We start from the raw sequence: 23,030 nt of genomic DNA on the forward strand, positions 1-23,030 counted from the left end.
CCGCCAAGGAGGGTGGTACCGCGGGAAGCGCCGCTCGGGCGCGTCTCGTCCCTCCGACGGAAGCTGCCCTGTCCGCCGGAGGAACCATCCGATGAGTCCGACCCCGCAATACCGCCAGGTGCCCGCGCAGGTGGACCTGCCCGCGCTGGAGCACGCCGTGCTCGATTTCTGGCAGGAGCAGAAGATCTTCGCCCGGACGCTGGAGGCGTCCGAGGGCCGCCCCGAGTGGGTGTTCTACGAGGGCCCCCCGACCGGCAACGGCATGCCCGGCGCGCACCACATCGAGGCCCGGGTGTTCAAGGACGTGTTCCCGCGCTTTCGCACGATGCAGGGCTACCACGTGTCCCGCAAGGCCGGGTGGGACTGCCACGGGCTGCCGGTCGAGCTGGCCGTGGAGAAGGAGCTGGGGTTCAACGGCAAGCAGGATATCGAGGCGTACGGCATCGCCGAGTTCAACGCCAGGTGCCGGGAGTCGGTGACGCGCTACACCGACGCCTTCGCCGAGCTCACCCGGCGCATGGGCTACTGGGTGGACTTGGACGACGCCTACCGCACGATGGACCCGCAGTACATCGAGAGCGTGTGGTGGTCGCTGAAGGAGATCTTCGGCAAGGGCCTGCTGAAGCAGGACCACCGCGTCGCCCCCTGGTGCCCGCGCTGCGGCACCGGCCTGTCCGACCACGAGCTGGCGCAGGGCTACGAGACGGTCGTCGACCCCTCGGTCTACGTCCGGCTGCCACTCACCTCCGGGCCGCTGGCCGGGGAGGCGTCGCTGCTGGTGTGGACGACGACGCCGTGGACGCTGGTGTCGAACACCGCCGTGGCCGCGCACCCGGAGGTGACCTACGTGGTCGCCACCGACGGGAACGAGAAGCTGGTCGTCGCCGAGCCGCTGCTGGCGAAGGCGCTCGGCGAGGGCTGGACGGCGACGGGGCAGAGCTTCACCGGAGCGGAGATGGAGCGCTGGGCCTACCGGAGGCCGTTCGAGCTGGTCGAGCTGGAGGGCGCCAACTTCGTCGTGGGCGCCGAGTACGTGACGACGGACGACGGCACCGGCCTCGTCCACCAGGCCCCCGCCTTCGGTGAGGACGACCTGCGGGTCTGCCGCGCCTACGGGCTGCCGGTGGTGAACCCGGTGCTGCCCGACGGCACCTTCGAGCCCGAGCTCGGCCTCGTGGGCGGCCAGTTCTTCAAGAAGGCCGACGAGGCGCTCGTCGCCGACCTGGACGCCCGCGGGCTGCTGTTCCGCCACCTGGCGTACGAGCACAGCTACCCGCACTGCTGGCGCTGCCACACCGCGCTGCTCTACTACGCGCAGCCGTCCTGGTACATCCGCACCACGCAGGTCAAGGAGCAGCTGCTCCAGGAGAACGAGAAGACCAACTGGTACCCCGACTCGGTCAAGCACGGCCGCTTCGGCGACTGGCTGAGCAACAACATCGACTGGGCGCTGTCCCGCAACCGCTACTGGGGCACCCCGCTGCCCATCTGGCGCTGCGCCGAGGGACATCTGACGTGCGTCGGCTCGCTGACGGAGCTGAGCGAACTGAGCGGTACGGACCAGAGCGAGCTCGACCCCCACCGGCCGTTCATCGACGCGGTGACGTTCCCCTGCACCGCCGAGGGCTGCGGGCTGGAGGCCACCCGCGTCCCGGAAGTGATCGACGCCTGGTACGACTCCGGCTCGATGCCCTTCGCGCAGTGGGGCTACCCGTACCGGAACAAGGAGGTCTTCGAGCAGCGCTACCCGGCGCAGTTCATCTCCGAGGCCATCGACCAGACCCGCGGCTGGTTCTACACGCTGATGGCGGTCGGCACCCTGGTGTTCGGCCGGTCCAGCTACGAGAACGTGGTGTGCCTGGGACACATCCTGGCCGAGGACGGCCGCAAGATGTCCAAGCACCTGGGCAACATCCTGGAGCCCGTCCCGCTGATGGAGCAGCACGGCGCGGACGCGGTGCGCTGGTTCATGGCGGCGGGCGGCTCCCCGTGGGCGGCGCGCCGCGTGGGGCACGGCACGATCCAGGAGGTCGTGCGCAAGACCCTGCTGACGTACTGGAACACGGTGGCCTTCCAGGCCCTCTACGCCCGGACGAGCGGCTGGGCCCCGGGGGACGCCGACCCGGCTCCGCACGAGCGCCCGCTGCTGGACCGCTGGCTGCTGAGCGAGCTGCACGCGCTGGTCGACCTGGTCACGCGGGCCATGGAGAACTTCGACACGCAGCGCGCGGGCAAGCTGCTGTCGACCTTCGTCGACGACCTGTCCAACTGGTACGTGCGCCGCTCCCGGCGCCGGTTCTGGCAGGGGGACGCCGCGGCGCTGCGGACCCTGCACGACGTCCTGGAGACGGTGACGCGGCTGATGGCGCCGCTGGTCCCGTTCGTCACCGAGCGGGTCTGGCAGGACCTCGTGGTGCCGGTGACGCCGGGCGCGCCGGAGTCGGTGCACCTGGCCAACTGGCCGGTCGCCACCCCGGAGGCCATCGACGAGCGGCTCTCGGTCGACATGCTGCTGGTGCGCCGGCTCGTGGAGCTGGGCCGGGCGACGCGGGCGGAGTCGGGGGTGAAGACGCGTCAGCCGCTGTCCCGGGCGCTGATCGCGGCGCAGGGCTTCGAGTTGCTGGACGACGACCTGCGCGCCCAGATCGCCGAGGAGCTGAACGTCAGCCGCCTCGCGTCGCTCGGCGAGGTCGGCGGTTCGCTGGTGGACACCACGGCGAAGGCCAACTTCCGGGCGCTGGGCCGCCGCTTCGGCAAGCGCACGCAGCCGGTCGCCGCGGCGATCGCCGCGGCCGACGCCGCCGAGCTCTCGGCGGCGCTGCGGGCGGGGACGGCCGCGGTGACGGTCGACGGCGAGCGCATCGCCCTGACCCCGGAGGAGGTCATCATCACCGAGACGCCTCGCGAGGGGTGGTCGGTGGCCTCCGACTCGGGCGCGACGGTCGCGCTGGACCTGGAGATCACGCCCGAGCTGCGCCGGGCCGGTCTGGCCCGGGACGCCATCCGGCTGGTCCAGGAGGCGCGCAAGAACAGCGGGCTCGATGTGGCGGACAAGATCCACCTGCGGTGGACGTCCGACGACGAGGAGCTCGCCGCCGCGCTGACCGAGCACGCGGAGCTGATCGCCGGCGAGGTGCTGGCGGACTCGCTGTCCGCCGAGCCGGCGGACGACGCGTTCGGGCCCGAGTTCTCGGACGAGTCGCTGTCCCTGACGTTCCGCCTCCGCAAGGCGTGACCCCCCGTTCCCCGCGCCCCGTCAGGGGCGCGGGGAACCGCGCGACCCACGCGACCGCGACCACCACGCACCCGCCGGCCGGGGACCCACCAGCAGGGGCGCCCCGGTCGGGCCGTCCCCGGAGCCGAGGGCCGCGCTCGCCAGCCCGGCGCCTTCGCCCAGACCTCCCCAGCGCAGAAGCCGCGCGCAACGACGAACGGGCCGGTCCCCCGGAGGGGTCGGCCCGTTCGTCGTCGGCTTCGGAGCAGCGCCCAGCGGTCAGTTGTCGTCCTCGTCGATGAGGAAGCCCCGCATCGGCGACGGCGCCTGCTGCTGCATCGGCTGCTGCCCCTGCGGGCGGACCGGTGCCATCGGCTGCGTCATGGCCGGAGACATCTGCTGCTGACCGCCGTAGGTCTGGCCGCCGCCCTGGCTGTGCCCACCGCCGGGGTTGCCGCCCTGCGTGTGCCCACCGCCCATGGGCTGGCCGCCCATGGTCTGGTGGCCGCCCATCGTGCCGCCCGAGGGGGCACCGGCGGAGGCCATCGACGGCGAGGCCGGCAGCGAGGGGGCGGCCGGGGTGCGCGGCGGCGCGAGCGAGTCGTCGGACTGGTTCTCCAGCTGGCGCAGCTGGCTCTCCAGGTAGGACTTCAGCCGCGTGCGGTACTCCCGCTCGAAGCCGCGCAGGTCCTCGACCTTGCGCTCCAGCGTGGCGCGGGCGGATTCCAGGGAGCCCATCGCGACGCGGTGCTTCTCCTGGGCGTCCCGCTCCAGCGCGTCGGCCTTGGCGCGGGCGTCGCGCTCCAGACCCTCGGCGCGGCTGCGGGCCTCACCGACGATCTTGTTCGCCTCGGAGCGCGCCTCGGCGATCGCCTGGTCGGCGGTCTGCTGGGCCAGCGAGAGCACGCGGGCGGCGCTGTCGTTGCCACCACCCTGCTGCATCTGCGGAGGACCGCCGTGACCGCCCATCGGGCCCGGGCCGCCACCCATCGGGCCGGGACCGTGCTGCTGGTGCTGGCCGTGCTGCTGGTGCTGGCCGTGCTGGCCGGGACCGGGCTGGCCGGGACCGGGCTGGCCGGGACCGGGCTGGCCGCCCTGGGGGCCGCCGGGACCTGCGGGCAGCTGGGGTGCGCCGGGGAGCTGGGGCGGACCGCCCATCTGCTGCTGACCCGGGGGCACCGGCTGCGGACCGGATATGGCCGGCGGCACCGGACCCTGCTGGGTTCGGTCCTCCGGGGGTTTGCGCATGCCCTGTTGTTGCTGCTGCTGGTTCTGCGCGGCGGCCCGCGTGGCGGCGGCCAGCTTGGCGCGCAGGTCCTCGTTCTCCCGCAGCAGCCTGGTCAGCTCTGCTTCGACCTCGTCGAGGAAGGCATCGACCTCGTCCTCGTCATAGCCTTCTCGGAGGCGGACGGTCGTGAACTGCTTGTTCCGCACGTCCTCGGGGGTCAGCGGCATCTCTTCACCTCAACGTAGGTCATCGGCATATCGGCAAGACCGTACTCGTTCACAGCCCGCCCACGATCCGGATCAGGATGAAAACGATGATCATCAATACGAAGAAGGACAGGTCTAGCGCCACGCCCCCGAAGCGCAGCGGCGGAATGAACCGCCGCAGAAGCTTCAGCGGCGGATCGGTGACAGTGTAGGTCCCCTCCAGAACGACCACCATCGCCTTGCCGGGTTGCCATGAGCGGGCGAACATGAAGACGTAGTCCATGATCAGTCGGAAGATCAGCACGTACAGGAAAACGTTCAGCGCCACGAGGACCACTTGTTGTGCGATGCCCATCGTGCGCTTCCCTCTCCCCTGGGACATGCCCGGCCGCCGACCGGCCGGGGCTGTTTCCGGTGTTGCGTCTCAGCTCTGGTTGAAGAACCCGCCCTCTGCGATGCGGGCCTTGTCCTCCGCCGTTACATCGACGTTAGCAGGAGACAGCAGGAACACCTTCTGCGTCACCCGTTCGATGCTCCCGTGCAGGCCGAAGACGAGGCCGGCGGCAAAGTCGACAAGTCGCTTCGCGTCCGTGTCGTCCATCTCGGTGAGGTTCATGATCACCGGAGTGCCCTCACGGAAGTGTTCCCCGATGGTACGGGCTTCGTTGTACGTCCGCGGGTGCAACGTGGTGATCCGGTAGGGCTCCCGCTCGGACACGACCTTGGGCATGATCACCGGTGCGCTCTTCTCCAGGTTCGGACGTTCGGATGTGATGGAGGACACGGGGGCGATTCTGCTCACCCGCCCGCCGTCACCCACCAGCGCCGGCGACTGCTCCCGCTCCCGCTGGGCGGGCGGCTGGACGACGCGGACCGGGTCCTCCGGCGGCGTGTCGTGGGGCGCGTGCGCCGGCTGGCGCCTGCGCTCCCGCTCGGGTTCCGGTTCGGGCTCGAACTCGTCGTCGGGGTCGTACCCCCGGCCGTCATAACCATCGTCCTCCACGAGGCCGAGGTAGACCGCCATCTTGCGCATCGCGCCGGCCATGCTCCGCATCCTCCGCTCTGTGGTGGATCGGCTCCGTCCGGTGGCCCCGAATCCACGTAGTCTGCCCGTTCAGCCGGAAATGACCATATTTTCGTCTGTAGTCCGACTTTCTTGGCGACGTTACCCGAGCCGGGGACGGACTCCGAGTACCGCGGTGCCGACGCGTACATGTGTCGCTCCCGCCGCCACCGCTTCCTCGAGGTCCGAACTCATCCCTGCCGACACCATGTTTGCAGCAGGATCGTTCCGTCGCAGCCCGCTTGAGATTTCCCCCAACCGCTGGAACGCCTCGGCGGGGCGGCCCGCGTAGCGTCCCTCCAGCGGAGCCACGGTCATCACCCCGGCCAGCGAGAGGGCGGGAGCGGAGCGGACCGCCTCGGCGAGTTCCGGCACGTCGGCCGGCGCGACACCGCCGCGGCCGCCGGTGTCCGCCTCCCCGGACTCCTCCTTGTCCAGGGCCACCTGGAGGAGGCAGCGCAGCTCGCGCCCCTGCCGCTCGGCCGCGGCGGACAGTGCGTTCACCAGCCGGATACGGTCCACGGAGTGCACGTAATCACAGAACTCAGCGACAAAACGTGCCTTGTTGGTCTGCAGCTGCCCCACGAAGTGCCACACGAGCGGCAGGTCCGCACACGCGGCCGCCTTCGGCGCCGCCTCCTGGTGACGGTTCTCCGCGACGTGCCGCACCCCGAGTTCGGCCAGCAGCCGCACGTCGCTCGCCGGGTACGTCTTGGTGACGACGATCAGCGTCACCTCGTCGCGGGAGCGACCGGCCGCGGCACAGGCACGGGTCAGCCGCTCCTCCACCCGGGCGAGGTTCGCCGCCAGCTCCGCCGCCCGCTCGCCCGGGTCACCCGGTGTCCGCGCTTCCTGCGCCATCGTTCAGTCCTCCAGCCAGACGTAGCTCGCCAACCGCCCGGTCGTCCGTTCACGGCGGTAGGAGAAGTGGTCGTCCGACTCCAGAGTGCACACCTCACTGCCGACGACGTCGCCGACCCCCAGCTCGGCGAGCTGGGCCCGCACCCCCGCGGCCACGTCCACGGACGGCGTCCCCCACCGGGTGGTGGCGTGCGCGGCGGGAGCGACGGACGCCACCGCCGCCCGCATCGCCTCGGGTACCTCGTAGCAGCCTCCGCAGACAGCGGGCCCGGTGCGGGCGGTGACGCGGGACGGTTCGGCGCCCAGCGCGACCATGGCCCGCACGGTGGCGGGCACCACCCCGGCCACCAGCCCCGGGCGTCCGGCGTGCGCGGCGCCCGCGACCCCGGCCACGGGGTCCGTCAGCAGAACGGGTGTGCAGTCCGCGGTGAGGACGGCCAGGGCCAGCCCGCGGCGGGCTGTCACCACCGCGTCGACGGCGGGCACGGCCTCCCCCCAGGGCCCGTCCACCTCGGCCACCTCGGCGCCGTGCACCTGGTTCATCCAGACGACCGCCGCCGGGTCCAGCCCGAGGCCCGCTGCGGCCAGCGAGCGGTTGGTCCGCACCGACCGGGCGTCGTCGCCCACCGCACCGCCCAGGTTGAGGGTGCCATAAGGAGCGGCGCTCACCCCGCCCCACCGGTCGGTGAAGGCGAAGTGGGCGCCGCTGACGGAGTCGTGCTGGCGTATCACGTCGTGCTGTACCCGGTTCGTCAGGAGGTCGTCGGCTACTTGAGGAAGTCCGGGACGTCCAGCTCCTCGGCCTGGCTGTCCTGGTAGTCCCGGGCCGGGGGGACGTGCGGCGGCGTGACCGGCGCGGACTCGGCCGTCGGCGCCGGGTCCACCGGAGCGGCGGGCTCGGGCTCCTCCTCGCGGGCGGGGACGCTGCCCAGGCCGCCGAAGGAGGGGCGCTCGTCCGGCACCGGCGGAGCGGACCGCGGCGCGCTGCCCGGCGCGTCCTCCCTGCCGTAGGAACCGAGCGCCTTCTCCCGGTTCTTGGCGGGCGGCTGGCCCCCGTCGAACCCGGCCGCGATGACCGTCACGCGGACCTCGTCGCCCAGGGCGTCGTCGATGACGGCACCGAAGATGATGTTGGCCTCCGGGTGCGCCGCCTCGCTGACGAGCTGCGCGGCCTCGTTGATCTCGAAGAGGCCGAGATCCGAGCCGCCGGAGATGGAGAGCAGGACGCCGCGGGCGCCGTCGATGGACGCCTCCAGCAACGGCGAGGAGATGGCCATCTCGGCGGCGGCGACCGCGCGGTCGTCGCCGCGGGCCGAGCCGATGCCCATGAGGGCCGAACCCGCCTCGGACATGACGGACTTGACGTCCGCGAAGTCCAGGTTGATGAGGCCCGGCGTCGTGATGAGGTCGGTGATGCCCTGCACACCGGACAGCAGGACCTGGTCGGCCGACTTGAAGGCGTCCAGCACGCTGACCTGGCGGTCCGAGATGGACAGCAGCCGGTCGTTCGGAATGACGATGAGGGTGTCGACCTCGTCCCGCAGGGCGGCGATGCCGTCCTCCGCCTGGTTCGCCCGGCGACGGCCCTCGAAGGTGAACGGCCGCGTGACGACGCCGATCGTCAGCGCGCCGAGCGAGCGCGCGATGTTCGCGACCACGGGGGCGCCGCCGGTACCGGTGCCGCCGCCCTCGCCCGCGGTCACGAAGACCATGTCGGCCCCCTTGAGGACCTCCTCGATCTCCTCACGGTGGTCCTCGGCGGCCTTCCGGCCGACGTCCGGGTTGGCCCCGGCGCCGAGGCCGCGGGTGAGCTCGCGGCCGACGTCGAGCTTGACGTCGGCATCGCTCATCAACAGCGCCTGTGCGTCGGTGTTGATCGCGATGAACTCGACGCCCTTGAGACCGACCTCGATCATCCGGTTGATGGCGTTGACGCCACCGCCGCCGATGCCGACGACCTTGATGACTGCGAGGTAGTTCTGCGGTGCTGCCACGTCGAAGGCCTCTCGCCTCGAGTTACCTGTCGCCGCGCCACAGTGGGTGTGGCCGCCGACCTATGCCGATTGGGGACGGTTCGAACGCCGACCCCCAACCCTAACGCTGAAGTTTAGGGTTAACAGTGCCAGTCATTCCTTGGAGTCTCCGGAACGGACACTAAGTCGACACGTACTGCGCGTTCAACGAACACGCCGAACCTCCCGTTTTTCTTTTCACCCTATGTGATCACTCTGGGTGTAACACTCCCGGGTCCTGGTCAGGGCGAACACCCGTCAACCAGGTTCCCCGCAGTCACCGGGAGGAGTGCCCCGGAAGGGGGCGGGGAAACAGCGCGAGGTGCCACAGCGGACCCGCGGCCCGCGACGGCGGGGCGACGGCTGCCGGGGCAGCGGACCGGCACCGCGGCGTGCGCGGCGCGCCGGCAACGGGGTGACGCGGTGGCGGGTGGCGCGGCGTCAGCCGCCGGAGGCGGCGGGGGCGCTGGGGACGCTGACGTTGTAGTGCTCGGCGTCCTTCTCCGCCTTCATCAGCGCGGTGAGCACCTTCGCCTTGGCCGCGCCGTCCTCGCCGCTGCCCCACAGCACCGTGCGGTCCCCCGTCAGTTCCAGCGTGACGGAGTCGAACGACCGCACGCGCACGGTCCGGGTGTCCTCGCGGACGGCCTTCGGAAGGGCGACGGCCACGCGCACCGCCTCGGCGCGCAGCCGCCCGGGGCCGAAGAACGCGTCGCTGCGCGAGCCGTCGAGGTCGAACACCAGCAGCGGTACCCCGGCGGGACGCTCGCGGACCTCCGCGTACCGCACGCCCTCGGCGTCGATCTCGACGTAGGTGCCCTCCTCGCCCGGCTTGGCGACAACGAGCCGGGGGGTGCGCTCGGTCAGTTCGAGGGTGATCCCGTCCGGCCAGTCGCGCACGGCCTTCGCCTCGGCGACCCGCCCGAGCGCCTCCTCGATCCGGCGCTCGATGGCACCGGTGTCCACCCCGGCCAGCGGCTCGCCCAGCGGCACGCCCGCCGCCGCGCGCACCTGGTCCGGCGTCAGCTCGCGGGTGCCCGCGACGCGGACGTGTTCCGCCCGCAGCCAGCTGGAGCCGTACAGCACCCACACGCCGAAGCCCGCCACGGCCGCGGTCGCGGCGGCGGCGAGGAGGAGGGCGGTCCGGCGCGAGAGCCCGGAGGGCAGCCGGGGCGGACGCAGCCGACGCGGCCAGCGGGGCAGCCGCGGGCGGCGCGGCGCCGCCGGTTCCTCACCGGAACCGGCCTGCTCGCCGCCCTCGCCCCGGGTGTCCTCCGCGGTGACCGGTCCGGCTGCGCCGCCCACTGCTCCCTGCCTTCTGCGCCCCGTCGCCTGCGGCTAGGCCGCCGGTCGGGCCGCGATCGCTTCGTGCACCATGCCGACCAGCAGCTCGTCGGCATCCCGGCGGCCGAACTCCGCCGCGCAGCGCGCCATGTCGTACAGCCGGTGCGGATCGGTGAGGACGGGGAGCACGTTGTCCTGGATCCACTCGGCGCTCAGCTCGGCGTCGTCGACGAGGAGTCCGCCGCCCGCCTTCACCACCGGCTGGGCGTTCAGCCGCTGTTCACCGTTGCCGATCGGCAGGGGGACGTAGGCGGCGGGCAGCCCGACGGCGGACAGCTCCGCGACGGTCATCGCGCCCGCGCGGCAGAGCATCATGTCCGCCGCGGCGTACGCGAGGTCCATCCGGTCCAGATACGGTACCGGCACATAGGGCGGCATTCCCGGCATGTTGTCCGGTTGCGGCAGTTCGTTCTTCGGCCCGACCGCGTGCAGGATCTGGACGCCGGAGCGCTGGAGCGTCGGCGCGATGGCCTGGACGACCTCGTTCAGCCGCCGGGCCCCCTGCGAGCCGCCCGTGACGAGCAGTGTGGGCAGGTTGGCGTCGAGCCCGAACGTGGCCCGCGCCTCGGCACGCATCGCCTGCCGGTCGAGGGTGGCGATGGAGCGGCGCAGCGGGATGCCGACGTAGCGGGCGTGCCGCAGCTTGCTGTCGGGCGTGGAGACGGCGACGTGCCGCGTGTAGCGGGAGCCGATCTTGTTCGCCAGACCGGGGCGGGCGTTGGCCTCGTGGACGACGATGGGCACCCCGAGCCGCTTGGCGGCCAGGTAGCCGGGAAGGGCGACGTAGCCGCCGAAGCCGACGACGCAGTCCGCCTTGGTGCGCTCCAGCACCTGCTCGGCCGCCTTGATGGTGCCGCGCAGCCGCCCGGGGACCGTGATCAGCTCCGCGGTCGGTTTACGGGGCAGCGGGACGGCCGGGATGAGGGCCAGCTCGTAGCCGCGTTCGGGGACGAGCCGGGTCTCCAGCCCGCGTTCCGTGCCCAGGGCCGTGATCCCCACGGTCGGGTCCTGCCTGCGCAGGGCGTCCGCGAGGGCGAGCGCGGGCTCGATGTGGCCGGCGGTCCCCCCACCGGCGAGTACGACATGCACCGAAATTCACCGCTCTCCGGACGACCGTTTCCTGCTGGGTCGTCGCATCGTCTTCCATCTCGCGCCAGCCGGCGTCCTTGGCACACCAGGCTGCCGCATGGCCAGCGCCGCGCGTGCCGCGGGGTCGCTGCGGGCGAACGCGATCAGCAACCCGACGGCACACATCGTCGGAAGCAGCGCGGAGCCTCCGTAGGAGAACAGCGGCAGGGGGACGCCGGCGATGGGCAGCAGCCCGAGTACCGCACCGACGTTGATGGCCACCTGGCTGAGGATCCAGATGGTCACACCCCCCGCGGCATATCTCACGAAGGGCTCCTCCGTGCGTCCGGCCACGCGGATACCCGCATAGCCTAGAGCCGCGTAGAGCGTGAGGACGGACAGCGTCCCCGCCAGGCCCAGTTCCTCACCGGTGATGGCGAAGATGAAGTCCGTGTGGGGCTCTGGCAGTTCACCCCATTTCTCCACACTCGCCCCGAGGCCGGAGCCGAACCAGCCGCCGGAGGCGAGGGCGTAGATGCCGTGCAGGGCCTGCCAACAGCGGTCGTCGGGCCCGGGGTCGGAGGCGCCGAGACAGGCGAGCCGGTTCATGCGGTGGGGCGCGACGGCGATGAGGACGACGGTGGCCCCGGCCGCGCACACGAGCGCGGAGCCGAACATGCGCGCGGGGGCGCCGACGAGCCAGAGCAGGCCGAAGAGGATCGCCATGATGATCATCACGGTGCCCATGTCGCCGCCCAGCATGACGAGCGCGCAGATCAGCAGGGCTCCGGGCAGCAGCGGGACCAGCAGGTGCTTCCACTGCGTGAGCAGCTCGCGCTCCCCCTTGCGCGCCAGCAGGTCGGCTCCCCACAGCACGAGGGCGAGCTTGGCGAACTCGCTGGGCTGGAGCATGAACGGCCCGCCGACGCTGAGCCAGTTGGTGCTGCCGTTCACCTCCACGCCGACGCCCGGAACCTGGACGAGGACGAGCAGGAGGACGGTGATCACGAGAACGGGGTACGCGAGCGCACGCAGCAGCTTGACGGGCAGCCGGGAGCCGATGAGCAGGGCGGCCGTGCCCAGGACGGCGGCGACGAGCTGCTTCTTGAAGTAGTAGGTGGCGGGCAGGTCGTAGCGCAGGGCCTGGATCTGCGAGGAGGAGAAGACCATGACCAGGCCCAGCGAGGTGATCAGGAGGCTGCCGCCCAGGATCAGGTAGTAGGCGGTGAGCGGCCGGTCCCAGGCCCGCAGGGCACGGCCGTGCAGCCGCGTCACCCGGTCGAGCAGGGTGCGGGCGCGGGCCGGCAGCACGGAGTCCGCCGTCCGGGCGGCACGGGGCGCCTGCTCGCGTGCAGCCCTGCCACGCGCGGACGGCCGCGGTTTCGCGGAGCGGTCGGGGCGCCCGCCGCGGCCGGTGCGCCCGCGGCCCGGACGGCCGGTGGACGCGAGGGAACCGCTGGAGGACGACGGGCCGCCGGCGGACGCCGGGGAGCGGCCGCCGGACGCCGCCGCGCCGCCCGCTGAGCCGCCCGAGGACGCCGCCGAGGAGCGGCGGCCCGAGCGGGCGGGCGCGGGCCGCGCCGGCCCGCCGCGCGGTGCTTCCCGGGTGGGCCGCTTGTCCGCCGTCATCTCGCTCTCCCCTTCCGCCGGGCCGCGGCCGACGGCCCGGAGATCCGGTGGACGGCCGGCCCCGTGGGCCGGGGGCGGCACCGTGCGGGCCTCAGGCCTCCCGGCTCTCCGGCCGCGCGCCACCCGGCTCCGTGCTCAGCAGGCCGACGGCTTCGGCGAACGCCTCGCCACGCCGGACGTAGTTGGTGAACATGTCCATCGAGGCGCACGCGGGGGCCATCAGGACGGTGTCACCGGGACGGGCCATGCCGGCCGCCGCGTCGACGGCCGCCTTCATGGCCCCAGTGTCGGTGCGGTCGAGGTCCACCACGGGGACCTCGGGGGCGTGTCGGGCCAGCGCTTCGGCGATCAGGTGCCGTTCGGCGCCGATCAGGACGACGCCGCGCAGCCGGCCGACGGCGGAGGCCACCAGTTCGTCGAACGTGGCGCCCTTGGCCAGCCCGCCGGCGATCCACACCACGTCCGGGTAGGCGGCGAGCGAGGCCTGGGCCGCGTGCGGGTTGGTGGCCTTGGAGTCGTCGACGTACGTGACGCCGTCCACCTCCGCGACCCGGGCGATGCGGTGGGCCTCCGGTGAGAAGGCCCGCAGCCCCTCGCGGACGGCGGCCGGGGGTACGCCGAAGGCGCGGGCCAGCGCGGCGGCCGCGAGGGCGTTGGCGATGTTGTGCGGCGCGGCCGGGCCCGCGGCGGGGGCGATGTCGGCCACCTCCGCGAGCTCCTGGGCCTGCTTCCGCCGGTCCGGCACGAAGGCGCGGTCGACGAGGAGGCCCTCCACCACGCCCAGTTCGGACGGGCCCGGGGTGCCGAGGGTGAAGCCGATGGCCCGGCAGCCCTCCACGACGTCGGCCTCGCGGACGAGCCGCTCGGTGGCGGGGTCGGCGGCGTTGTAGACGCAGGCGACCTCGTTGCCGGTGTAGACGCGGCCCTTGTCGGCGGCGTAGGCGTCCATGGAGCCGTGCCAGTCGAGGTGGTCGGGGGCCAGGTTGAGGACGGCCGCGGAGTGGGCGCGCAGGGAGGGCGCCCAGTGGAGCTGGTAGCTGGACAGCTCGACGGCCAGGACGTCGAACTCCTCACCGCCGAGCACGACGTCGACGATGGGGGTGCCGATGTTGCCGACGGCGGCCGTGCGCAGACCCGCCGCGCCGAGGATGGAGGCGAGCATGCGCACGGTGGTGGTCTTGCCGTTGGTGCCGGTGACGGCGAGCCAGGGCGCGCTGCTCGCGCCCGGGGTCCCGCGCAGCCGCCAGGCCAGCTCGACGTCGCCCCACACCGGGACGCCGGCGGCCGCGGCGGCGGCGAACAGCGGGCTGTCCGGCCGCCAGCCGGGCGAGGTGACGACCAGCTCGGTGCCGGGCGGCAGGGTGTCGCCGTCGCCGAGCCGGGCGGCGACGGCCTCTGGGCCCGCGGCCGCCAGCTCCTCGGCGCGGGCGCGCTGGGCCTCGCCCGAGCCGCCGTCGACCACGGTGACGGCAGCCCCGAGCCGGGCCAGGGCGCGGGCGGCGCTGACGCCGCTCACCCCGAGCCCGGCCACGGTGACGGTGCGCCCGGCGACGTCGAGCGGCTTGCCCGACTCGACGGGGAGGGCGGGCGCGGCGCTCACTTCTGCGCCGCCCATGCCGCGTAGAAGATGCCGACGCCGACGATGGCGCACATGCCCTGGATGATCCAGAACCGGACGACGACGAGCACCTCGCTCCAGCCCTTGAGCTCGAAGTGGTGCTGGAGTGGCGCCATCTTGAACACCCGCTTGCCGGTGAGGCGGAAGGAGCCGACCTGGATCACCACGGAGAGGGTGATGAGGACGAACAGGCCGCCGAGGATGGCGAGCAGCAGCTCGGTGCGGGAGACGATCGCCAGGCCGGCGAGCGCGCCGCCGAGGGCGAGCGAGCCGGTGTCACCCATGAAGATCTTGGCCGGTGAGGTGTTCCACCACAGGAAGCCGAAGCAGGCGCCCATGAGTCCGGCGGCGACGACGGCCAGGTCGAGGGGGTCGCGTACCTCGAAGCAGGACGGGCTGCCGGTGATGGCACAGGAGTCCTGGTACTGCCAGACGCCGATGAACGTGTAGGCGCCGAAGACCATGACGGACGCGCCGGTGGCCAGGCCGTCCAGGCCGTCGGTCAGGTTGACGCCGTTGGACATGGCCAGCGTCATGAACAGCGCCCAGATGACGAACAGCACCGGGCCGATCTGCCAGCCGAAGTCCTGGGTGAAGGAGAGCCGGTCGGAGGCGGGCGAGTTGCCGCGCAGGTCCTCGAAGTTGAGGGCGAGGACGGCGAAGGTGATGCCGACGATGAGCTGGCCGAGCATCTTCGCCTTGGCCCGCAGACCGAGCGAGCGCTGCTTGACGATCTTGATGTAGTCGTCCAGGAAGCCGACCAGCCCCATGCCCGCCATCAGGAAGAGCACCAGCACGCCGGAGATCGTCGGCTCACTGCCGGTGAGCAGCTTGGTCAGGCCGTAGGCGACGAGCGTCGCCAGGATGAAGGCGATGCCGCCCATCGTCGGCGTGCCGCGCTTGCTGTGGTGGTCCCGAGGGCCGTCGTCCCGGATGTACTGGCCGTAGCCCTTGCGGGCGAGGAGTTTGATCAGCAGCGGGGTACCGATCAGGGTCAGGAACAGACCGATGACCCCGGAGAAGAGGATCTGCCTCATCGCCCGGCGACCCCACCCTCGGTCTCGGCCAGCAGCTCCGCGGCGACCTTCTCGAGCCCCACCGAACGGGACGCCTTCACCAGTACGACGTCCCCCGGGCGCAGCTCACTGCGCAACAGGTCGATCGCCGCCCGTGCGTCGGACACGTGCACCGACTCCTCACCCCACGAACCCTCGTTCTTGGCGCCCATGTCCAGCCAGGCGGCCTCCCGGCCGCCGACCGCCACGAGCCTGCTGACGTTGAGCCGGACGGCGAGCCGTCCGACCGCGTCGTGCTCAGCGAGCGCCGCGTCACCGAGTTCGGCCATCTCACCGAGCACCGCCCACGTGCGACGCGGCACCCCGTCCGCCCCGCTGCCTGCCATCGAGGCCAGTGCGCGCAGAGCGGCCCGCATGGAGTCGGGGTTCGCGTTGTACGCGTCATTGACGACGGTGACACCGTCCGCGCGCTCGGTGACGTCCATCCGCCACTTGGAGAGACCGCGGGCATGGTTCAGCGCCTGTGCGATGGCGTCGGCGGGCATGCCCAGTTCATGGGCGACGGCTGCCGCGGCGAGCGCGTTCGACACGTGATGCTCACCGTACAGCCGCAAGGTCACGTGGCTGCACCCGGAGGGTGTGTGAAGGGTGAAAGAAGGGCGCCCGTCGGTACCGAGTGAGACGTTTTCCGCCCGTACGTCGGCGTCGCGCCCCTCGCCGAAGAGCACGACGCGGGCCCGGGTGCGCGAGGCCATGGCCCGCACCCGCGGGTCGTCGGCGTTGAGGACGGCGATGCCGCCCTCCTGCGCCGGGGGCAGGCTCTCCACCAGCTCGCCCTTGGCCTGGGCGATCTGTTCGACACCGCCGAACTCCCCCAGGTGCGCGGTGCCGACGTTGAGCACGAGGCCGATGTGCGGCGGGGTCAGCCCGGTCAGGTAGGCGATGTGGCCGATGCCGCGGGCGCCCATCTCCAGCACGAGGTGACGGGTCGTCGCATCGGCCCGCAGTGCCGTGACGGGCAGCCCGATCTCGTTGTTGAGCGAGCCGGGCGTCCACACCGTGGGCGCGTGGGCGTCCAGCAGCTGGGCGATCAGGTCCTTGGTGCTGGTCTTGCCCGAGGAGCCGGTGAGGGCGACGACGGTCGTGCCGAGGGCGGCCACGACGTGCCGCGCCAGGGCTCCGAGGGCGGCGGTGACGTCGTCCACGACGATCGCGGGCACCCCGACCGGGCGGGTGGCCAGCACCGCGACGGCGCCGTCCGCCACGGCCCGGGCCGCGAAGTCGTGGCCGTCCACGCGCTCGCCCGCGTAGGCGGCGAAGAGGCCGCCGGGGGCGCACTCGCGGGAGTCGTACACCACCGGACCGACCACCTTGACCTGCGGGTCCGGTATATCGTGCGGCCGGCCGGAGACGACGGTGGCGATTTCGGCGAGGGTCAGCGGAATCATCGGGCGGGCTGCTCCTCGGTGGTGGCCCGGTGCGGAACGCCCTGCGAGCCGTCGCCCGGGGCGTCGGCGGGGCCGTCCGGCACGGCGAGCGGCTCGCGGGCCAGGCGGTCCTCGATGGTGTCGCGCAGCACCTCGCGGTCGTCGAACGCGCGCACGACGCCGGCGATGTCCTGGCCGACCTCGTGCCCCTTCCCGGCGACGATCACGACGTCCCCTGGCTCCGCGCGGGCGACGGCCGCGGCGATGGCGGCTGCGCGGTCCTCTTCCAGCAGGACGGTGCCGCGCTCGTAGGAGGGCACCTCGGCGGCTCCGGCGAGCATGGCGGCGAGGATCGCCAGGGGGTCCTCGGAGCGCGGGTTGTCGGAGGTCAGTACGGCGGTGTCGGACAGCCTGGCCAGGGCGGCACCCATGGAACCGCGCTTGTGCGGGTCCCGGTCGCCGCCGCAGCCGAGGACGGCGTGGATGCGCCCGTCGGTGACGCGGCGCAGCGCGCGCAGCACGGACTCGACGGCGTCCGGCTTGTGGGCGTAGTCCACGACGGCCAGATAGGGCTGGCCCGCGTCCACCCGCTCCAGGCGGCCCGGCACGCCGGGGATGGCGGCGACGCCGTCGGCGGCCGTCTGGACGTCGACGCCCGCGACGACGAGGGCCGTGACCGCCCCGAGCGCGTTGGAGACGTTGAACGGGCCCGGCATGGGCGCCGCCGCCCGCGCCCGCAGCCCCTGCGGCCCGACGATGGTGAACACCGAGCCGAGCGGCCCGACCTCGACGTCCTCGGCGCGCCAGTCGGCGTCCGGGTGGCCCTCGGCGGAGTAGGTGGTGACCGGCACCCCGGCCTCGCGGGCGAGCCGCTGCCCGTACTCGTCGTCGAGGTTCACCACACCGGCCCGGGAGCGCGCCGTGGTGAAGAGCTGCGCCTTGGCCGCGAAGTAGTCCTCCATGTCGGTGTGGAAGTCCAGGTGCTCCGGGCTCAGGTTGGTGAACACCGCGACGTCGAAGACGCAGCCGTCCACCCGGCCCATGACCAGGGCGTGGCTGGAGACCTCCATCGCCACCGAGGTGACGCCTCGCTCCCTCATGACGCCGAAGAGCGCCTGAAGCTCGGTGGCCTCGGGGGTGGTGCGCTGGGCCTTGAGCCGTTCGTCGCCGATGCGGGACTCGACGGTGCCGATGAGCCCGGTCAGTTCCCCCTCCTTGGCGGCGGCCCGCAGCCCGCCCTCCACCAGGTAGGCCGTGGTGGTCTTGCCGGAGGTGCCGGTGATCCCGATCTGCAGGAGGTCGCGGCCCGGCTCGCCGTAGACGGCGGCGGCCAGCTTGCCCATGTGGCGGCGCGGGTCCGGCACGACGAGCACGGCCAGCCCGGCGTCGGCGCAGCGCTGCGCTCCGGCCGGGTCGGTCAGGGTCGCGACGGCACCGCGGGAGACGGCCTGGGCGACGAAGTCCGCGCCGTGGAACCGGGCGCCGGGCAGGGCCGCGTAGACGTCACCCGGCTGGACGGCACGGGAGTCGTGCGTGACTCCGGTGACGGCGATGGCCTCCGGCCCGGCGGGGGCGTCGTCGTCGCCGGCCACCGCGGGCCGCACGTCCGCGATCCCCAGTGACCGGGCCAGCTCCGTCAGCTCGACGGGGCGTACCCCGGAGGGGCGCGGCGGGGAGGTAGGGGTCTGATCAGCTTGTGGCACGGCGGTGACACTACCCGGCGCCGCGCTCTCGCCGCGAAGCGAGGGCCGGGGCCGGGTGGAGGGGGTGGCGGTGGTCCGCCGCCGCTCAGCGTCGTCGGTGAGGGTGCTCACGTGGGGGTCTTCCGTTCAGTCGCCCGGGGTGAAGGTGGTGGGCAGGTCCGGTGCCTTCGCGCCGGTCGGCGGCGCCTGGAGGGTCTTGAGGGAGAACTGCATGACGTGCCGGAAGACCGGCCCGCACACCGAGCTCCCGTGGTAGCTGCCCTTGGTGGGGTTCTGTACCGCGCAGTAGACGGTCACCCGCGGCTCGTCGGCGGGGGCGAACCCGGCGAAGGACGCGGTGTAGCCGTTGTAGCGGCCGGTCTGGGGGTCGACGCGGTTGGACGTCCCGGTCTTGCCCGCCACCCGGTAGCCGGGGATCGCGGCGGGCGCTCCGGTGCCCTCGTCGTCGGTGACGACCTCCTCCAGCATGAGGCTCAGGATGTCGGCCGTCTCCTCGCTGACGACCCGGTCGCGCCGCGGGTCGGGCGCGGGTTCGTAGCGTCCGTCGGGCTTGAGGGTGCCGCGCACCAGGCTGGGCGTCACGCGGACACCGCCGTTCGCGATGGTGGAGTAGACCGAGGCGGCCTGGAGGGCGTTGACGGACAGGCCCTGGCCGAAGGGGATCGTGTACTGCTGGGAGCCGTTCCAGTCTCCCGGGGCGGCCAGGATGCCGGGGCTCTCGCCGGGGAAGCCGAGGCCGGTGGGGCGGCCGATGCCGAATTCGGTCAGATAGCGGTGCAGGACCTCGTTCGCCTCCGCCTGGGAGTCGCCGAGGCGTTCGGCGGCCAGGATGGTGCCGATGTTGCTGGACTTGGCGAGGACGCCGGTCAGCGTGAGGTGGTAGGTCTCGTGGTCGTGGTCGTCGGCGAACAGGCGGTTCGCGCGGTCCAGCCGGTTGGGCACGGTCACGTGGGTGCCGGGCAGGGCGACGCCCTCCTCCAGCACGGCGGCCATGGTCATCAGCTTGGCCGTGGAGCCCGGCTCGTAGACGTCCTCCAGCGCCCGGTTGCGCAGCGCCCCGGAGGTGGCCGTCGAGAGGTCGTTGGGGTCGAACCCGGGGGCGTTGGCCATCGCCAGGATCTCGCCGCTGCGCACGTCCTGGACGATGACGTAGCCGCTGTCCGCCTTCGACGCGCGCACCTGGTCGGAGAGGGCCTGCTGGGCGGCCCACTGGATGTCGCGGTCGAGGGTGAGCTCGACGCCCGAGCCCGGGGTGGGCGGCTGCTCACGGCCGCCGGCGGTGGGCACCCGGCGGCCCGCCGACTGGGCGTAGGTGATCTTGCCGTCGGCGCCGGCGAGGACCGTGTCGAGCCGGGCCTCCAGACCGCCGCCGCCCTGGCCGTTCGCGGTGACGAAGCCGAGGACGCCGGAGGCGAGCTCGTGGTTCGGGTAGACGCGCTTGGCGCGCGGCTGCGCGTAGACGCCGGCGAGGACGTTGGCGCCCCCGCCGGCGCCCTTCTTCTCGGCCAGCTCCTTCTGGAGGTCCTGGATCTGCCGCCAGACCTGCGGCGTCTGCTGCCGGGCCAGCCGCACGTAGCGGGGGGCGGGCGGGTCGGTCAGCCGACGCTCCAGCTCCGCCGGGTCCTCGCCCAGGATCGGGCCGAGCAGGGCGGCGGCCCGGGCGGGGGCGTCGGCGACCCCGGCCTGCTCGGGCTCGAAGAGGTAGGGGTCGGCGGTGATGTCGTAGGCGTCGACGGTCGTGGCCAGCTCGCGGCCCTCCCGGTCGGTGACCGTCCCGCGCTCGGCCGCGAGCGGGACGGTGACGTACCGGTTGACGTCGGCGGCCGCCGCGTAGCTGTCCGCGTCCACGGCCTGCACCTGGAGGAGCCGCAGCCCGAAGACCAGCAGGACGAGGGTGACGGCCACGCTGAGCAGCCGCAGCCGGCCACGCGCCGGAACGAGGCGCAGGTCCTTGGCCGGGCGGGACGCGCCCCGGGGCGCCGACCGGGGGCCGGGCCGGGCCGGGCGGCCGGACCGGGGACGGGGCGGCCGCCGCGGGGTGGTGCGCCGCCCGTCACCGCGCCGCCCGTCACCGCGCCGCCCGTCACCGCGCCGCCCGTCACCGCGACGGTCACCGCCGCGCGCGTCACTGCCGCGACCGCCACCACCGCGACGGTCACCGCCGCCGGGGTTGCCCCCGCGCGGACTGCCACCGCGTCCGCCGTCCCCCCGCCGCTCGCCGCCGCGAGGGTTACCGCCCCGCCGCTCGCCGCCGCGCTGGTCGCCCTCGCGCCGCCGCTCACCGCCGCGTCCGCCGTCGCCCCGTCCGCCGTCGCCGCGCCGGTCGCCGCCCCTGGGCCGGGCCGGGCGGGGGACGCGGCGGCGGGGCGGTTCCTGCGGGCTCATCGAGCGTCCGGCGCGGGTGAGGGCTCGCCCAGGACCGTGCCGTCCGGTTTCAGGAACACGGGGACGTCGCCGGGGACCATGCCCAGCTCCCGCGCCCTGCGGTCCAGCGCCCCCGGGGCGGAGAAGGAGTCGACGTCCTGCTGGAGCCCCTGCTCCTCGTCGGTCAGCTCCTTCGTCTCCTGCCGGAGCTTGCCCAGTTCGAACGAGCCCTCGTTGACGGCGGCGTTGAGCAGCAGCAGGGCGAGCAGCCCGCCGCCCAGCAGGACGACGACGAGCAGGACGAAGGGGGCGCGGGCGGCGGTGGAGCCGCCCGCGGGGACCAGCCGGGCGAGTGCGGGCACCCAGGGACGCGCGGAACGTCCGGTCGAACCGGTCATGCTGGGGCTACCTCCCGGATGCGTCGCGCCCCGCGCAGCCGGGCCGGAGCGGCGCGGCGGTTGCGGGCGACCTCTTCCTCGGTGGGCAGTTCGGCTCCCCGCGTCAGCAGCTCCAGCCGGGGCTGGTACTGCTCGGGAACCACGGGCAGGCCGGGTGGCGCGGTGTTGGCGGCGCCGGCGGCGAACACCTGCTTGACCAGGCGGTCCTCCAGGGAGTGGTAGGACAGCACGGCGATCCGCCCGTCCACGGCGAGGGCGTCCACGGCCGCCGGCAGGGCCCGCTCCAGGACGGCGAGTTCGCCGTTGACCTCGATGCGCAGGGCCTGGAACGTGCGCTTGGCGGGGTTGCCTCCGGTGCGCTTGACCGCCTGCGGCAGCGCGGCGCGGATCAGCTCGACCAGCCGGGCGCTGGTGGTGAAGGGCTCCCGCTCGCGTTCCCGGACCACGGCCTCCACGATGCGGCGCGCCTGCTTCTCCTCGCCGTAGGCGCGCAGGACCCGGACCAGTTCGCCCGGCGGGTAGGTGTTCAGGACCTCGGCGGCGGAGACGCCGCGGCTCTGGTCCATGCGCATGTCCAGCGGCGCGTCCTGGGCGTAGGCGAAGCCGCGGTCCGCCTCGTCGAGCTGCATGGAGGAGACGCCGAGGTCGAACAGGACGCCCTGCACGCGCGGAGTGCCCGTCTCGGCGAGGACGCGGGGCAGCTCGTCGTAGACGGCGTGCACCAGGGTGGCCCGGTCGCCGTGGCGGGCCAGGCGCTCCCCGGCGAGCTTCAGCGCGTCGGGGTCGCGGTCGAGCGCGATGAGGCGGGCCTCGGGGAAGGCGTCGAGCAGCGCCTCGCTGTGCCCGCCGAGGCCGAGGGTGCAGTCGACGACGACGGCTCCGGGCCGTTCCAGCGCGGGGGCCAGAAGCTCCAGACACCGCTGGAGCATGACCGGAACGTGCCGCTCTTCGCTGTCGGTCATGTGCCCTCTCAGTCCCGGCTCTGCTCCGGCCCGGACCCGGCGAGGCGGGCGGCGGACGCCGGCCCGGCTCCGCGGCCCGGCCGTTCCGCCGCTGGGTGCGGGCAGGCGCGGGGCGTGCCGGTGAGGGCCGGGAAGGTGCGGGAGTGGCCGGTCGACCGCCCGCTCTGCTCCCGTTCGCGTCAACTCTAGTCCAGTCGTCCGCTCGGTCAATCAACCGGTCGGGCGCGTCCCGCGCCGTCGTGACCGGTCCCGCGTGGCGCCGACCGCCTGTGGAGTGCCTCACAAGACCGCGCGCTCACCCCGATATCTCCCCTACGTCCGATCTCACGACGAGCCGATTCCGAGCGGCGCCGCTACGGTCGGACCATGTCGACCTCCCCGAACTCGCGTACGGTCACGGACCGCCTCGTCGAAGCCAACGCCGAGTACGCAGAAGCCTTCACGAACCCGGGCATGGGGGCCGCCCCCGTGCTGAACGTCGCCGTGGTGGCGTGCATGGACGCCCGTATCGACCTGCACGCCTCCCTCGGCCTGCGGCTCGGCGACTGCCACACCATCCGCAACGCGGGCGGCGTCGTCACCGACGACGTGATCCGCTCGCTGACGATCAGCCAGCGTGCGCTGGGCACCCGGGCCGTGGTACTCATCCACCACACCGACTGCGGGCTGATGAAGCTCACCGAGGACTTCCGGCACGATCTGGAGCTGGAGGTGGGCCAGCGGCCGTCGTGGGCCGTCGAGTCCTTCCGGGACGTCGATCAGGACGTGCGCCAGTCGATCGAGCGCGTCCGCACGTCCCCGTTCCTGCCGCACACCGACGACGTGCGCGGGTTCGTCTTCGACGTGACCACGGGTCTGCTGCGCGAGATCGAGCCCGGGGGATCCCCCGCGAAGTGACGTTTGGCACGGTGTACGTG

General features: G+C 73.1%; 18 protein-coding genes. 2 read left to right on the plus strand and 16 right to left on the minus strand.

What is annotated here, in order from left to right; genetic code table 11:
* Positions 1-91 precede the first annotated feature (91 nt).
* Entirely contained in the window at positions 92-3,235 is a 3,144-nt protein-coding gene (ileS, locus tag O7609_RS03515) for an isoleucine--tRNA ligase (protein WP_269743069.1), read from the plus strand.
* A gap of 258 nt (positions 3,236-3,493) precedes the next feature.
* Here the strand turns inward: ileS and O7609_RS03520 are convergent, their stop codons facing one another.
* The 16 genes from O7609_RS03520 to rsmH all read right to left on the minus strand — a co-directional run bounded on the left by O7609_RS03520 (position 3,494) and on the right by rsmH (position 22,113).
* Positions 3,494-4,669 (minus strand): DivIVA domain-containing protein, encoded by a 1,176-nt coding sequence (locus O7609_RS03520; protein WP_269743070.1) that lies wholly within the window; start codon positions 4,667-4,669, stop codon positions 3,494-3,496.
* Between the two features lie 49 nt (positions 4,670-4,718).
* The gene (locus O7609_RS03525) at positions 4,719-5,003 is read right to left on the minus strand and encodes a YggT family protein (RefSeq protein WP_269733435.1); all 285 of its coding nucleotides are present in this window, start codon (positions 5,001-5,003) and stop codon (positions 4,719-4,721) included.
* 69 nt (positions 5,004-5,072) lie between these two features.
* Entirely contained in the window at positions 5,073-5,693 is a 621-nt protein-coding gene (locus O7609_RS03530) for a cell division protein SepF (RefSeq protein ID WP_269733436.1), read from the minus strand.
* Positions 5,694-5,813: 120 nt separating this feature from the next.
* Positions 5,814-6,572, minus strand: a complete 759-nt coding sequence (locus O7609_RS03535; RefSeq protein WP_269743071.1) for a YggS family pyridoxal phosphate-dependent enzyme — start codon at positions 6,570-6,572, stop codon at positions 5,814-5,816.
* 3 nt (positions 6,573-6,575) lie between these two features.
* The gene (pgeF, locus tag O7609_RS03540; RefSeq protein WP_269733438.1) at positions 6,576-7,304 is read right to left on the minus strand and encodes a peptidoglycan editing factor PgeF; all 729 of its coding nucleotides are present in this window, start codon (positions 7,302-7,304) and stop codon (positions 6,576-6,578) included.
* Between the two features lie 35 nt (positions 7,305-7,339).
* On the minus strand, positions 7,340-8,566 hold the full coding sequence (gene ftsZ, locus O7609_RS03545) for a cell division protein FtsZ (protein WP_269733439.1): 1,227 nt from the start codon (positions 8,564-8,566) through the stop codon (positions 7,340-7,342).
* 459 nt (positions 8,567-9,025) lie between these two features.
* The gene (locus O7609_RS03550; protein WP_269743072.1) at positions 9,026-9,889 is read right to left on the minus strand and encodes a cell division protein FtsQ/DivIB; all 864 of its coding nucleotides are present in this window, start codon (positions 9,887-9,889) and stop codon (positions 9,026-9,028) included.
* A 33-nt stretch (positions 9,890-9,922) separates the two neighbouring features.
* Positions 9,923-11,017 carry an undecaprenyldiphospho-muramoylpentapeptide beta-N-acetylglucosaminyltransferase gene (gene murG / locus O7609_RS03555; RefSeq protein WP_269733441.1) on the minus strand — a complete coding sequence of 365 codons (1,095 nt, stop codon included), beginning with the start codon at positions 11,015-11,017 and terminating at the stop codon, positions 9,923-9,925.
* A gap of 6 nt (positions 11,018-11,023) precedes the next feature.
* Entirely contained in the window at positions 11,024-12,307 is a 1,284-nt protein-coding gene (gene ftsW, locus O7609_RS03560; protein WP_443072051.1) for a putative lipid II flippase FtsW, read from the minus strand.
* A 409-nt stretch (positions 12,308-12,716) separates the two neighbouring features.
* On the minus strand, positions 12,717-14,240 hold the full coding sequence (gene murD, locus O7609_RS03565) for a UDP-N-acetylmuramoyl-L-alanine--D-glutamate ligase (RefSeq protein WP_269733443.1): 1,524 nt from the start codon (positions 14,238-14,240) through the stop codon (positions 12,717-12,719).
* Positions 14,222-15,280, minus strand: a complete 1,059-nt coding sequence (gene mraY / locus O7609_RS03570) for a phospho-N-acetylmuramoyl-pentapeptide-transferase (protein ID WP_219094421.1) — start codon at positions 15,278-15,280, stop codon at positions 14,222-14,224. Before mraY ends, murD begins: the two co-directional genes overlap by 19 nt.
* On the minus strand, positions 15,277-16,707 hold the full coding sequence (locus O7609_RS03575) for a UDP-N-acetylmuramoyl-tripeptide--D-alanyl-D-alanine ligase (protein ID WP_269733444.1): 1,431 nt from the start codon (positions 16,705-16,707) through the stop codon (positions 15,277-15,279). The genes mraY and O7609_RS03575 overlap by 4 nt, the downstream gene beginning before the upstream one ends.
* Positions 16,704-18,500 carry a UDP-N-acetylmuramoyl-L-alanyl-D-glutamate--2,6-diaminopimelate ligase gene (locus tag O7609_RS03580; protein WP_443072052.1) on the minus strand — a complete coding sequence of 599 codons (1,797 nt, stop codon included), beginning with the start codon at positions 18,498-18,500 and terminating at the stop codon, positions 16,704-16,706. Before O7609_RS03580 ends, O7609_RS03575 begins: the two co-directional genes overlap by 4 nt.
* A 15-nt stretch (positions 18,501-18,515) precedes the next feature.
* A complete protein-coding gene (locus O7609_RS03585; RefSeq protein ID WP_269733446.1) occupies positions 18,516-20,774 on the minus strand; it encodes a peptidoglycan D,D-transpeptidase FtsI family protein in 2,259 nt (752 codons plus the stop codon).
* Positions 20,771-21,151 carry a septum formation initiator family protein gene (locus O7609_RS03590; protein WP_443072053.1) on the minus strand — a complete coding sequence of 127 codons (381 nt, stop codon included), beginning with the start codon at positions 21,149-21,151 and terminating at the stop codon, positions 20,771-20,773. The genes O7609_RS03585 and O7609_RS03590 overlap by 4 nt, the downstream gene beginning before the upstream one ends.
* Entirely contained in the window at positions 21,148-22,113 is a 966-nt protein-coding gene (gene rsmH / locus O7609_RS03595; protein ID WP_269733447.1) for a 16S rRNA (cytosine(1402)-N(4))-methyltransferase RsmH, read from the minus strand. Before rsmH ends, O7609_RS03590 begins: the two co-directional genes overlap by 4 nt.
* Positions 22,114-22,479: 366 nt before the next feature.
* On the opposite strand from rsmH, the gene O7609_RS03600 reads away from it, so the two are divergent.
* Positions 22,480-23,010 (plus strand): beta-class carbonic anhydrase, encoded by a 531-nt coding sequence (locus O7609_RS03600; RefSeq protein WP_269733448.1) that lies wholly within the window; start codon positions 22,480-22,482, stop codon positions 23,008-23,010.
* Positions 23,011-23,030: the final 20 nt, after the last annotated feature.

The organism is Streptomyces sp. WMMC1477 (genome assembly GCF_027460245.1).
Lineage (GTDB): Bacteria > Actinomycetota > Actinomycetes > Streptomycetales > Streptomycetaceae > Streptomyces.

What these genes read in the sequence shown, in the direction of transcription:
- ileS (WP_269743069.1), top strand. Translation starts at nt 92, where the DNA reads ATGAGTCCGACCCCGCAATACCGCCAGGTGCCCGCGCAGGTGGACCTG.
- O7609_RS03520 (WP_269743070.1), bottom strand. Translation starts at nt 4,669, where the DNA reads ATGCCGCTGACCCCCGAGGACGTGCGGAACAAGCAGTTCACGACCGTC.
- O7609_RS03525 (WP_269733435.1), bottom strand. Translation starts at nt 5,003, where the DNA reads ATGGGCATCGCACAACAAGTGGTCCTCGTGGCGCTGAACGTTTTCCTG.
- O7609_RS03530 (WP_269733436.1), bottom strand. Translation starts at nt 5,693, where the DNA reads ATGGCCGGCGCGATGCGCAAGATGGCGGTCTACCTCGGCCTCGTGGAG.
- O7609_RS03535 (WP_269743071.1), bottom strand. Translation starts at nt 6,572, where the DNA reads ATGGCGCAGGAAGCGCGGACACCGGGTGACCCGGGCGAGCGGGCGGCG.
- murD (WP_269733443.1), bottom strand. Translation starts at nt 14,240, where the DNA reads ATGGGCGGCGCAGAAGTGAGCGCCGCGCCCGCCCTCCCCGTCGAGTCG.
- mraY (WP_219094421.1), bottom strand. Translation starts at nt 15,280, where the DNA reads ATGAGGCAGATCCTCTTCTCCGGGGTCATCGGTCTGTTCCTGACCCTG.
- O7609_RS03575 (WP_269733444.1), bottom strand. Translation starts at nt 16,707, where the DNA reads ATGATTCCGCTGACCCTCGCCGAAATCGCCACCGTCGTCTCCGGCCGG.
- O7609_RS03585 (WP_269733446.1), bottom strand. Translation starts at nt 20,774, where the DNA reads ATGAGCCCGCAGGAACCGCCCCGCCGCCGCGTCCCCCGCCCGGCCCGG.
- O7609_RS03590 (WP_443072053.1), bottom strand. Translation starts at nt 21,151, where the DNA reads ATGACCGGTTCGACCGGACGTTCCGCGCGTCCCTGGGTGCCCGCACTC.
- rsmH (WP_269733447.1), bottom strand. Translation starts at nt 22,113, where the DNA reads ATGACCGACAGCGAAGAGCGGCACGTTCCGGTCATGCTCCAGCGGTGT.
- O7609_RS03600 (WP_269733448.1), top strand. Translation starts at nt 22,480, where the DNA reads ATGTCGACCTCCCCGAACTCGCGTACGGTCACGGACCGCCTCGTCGAA.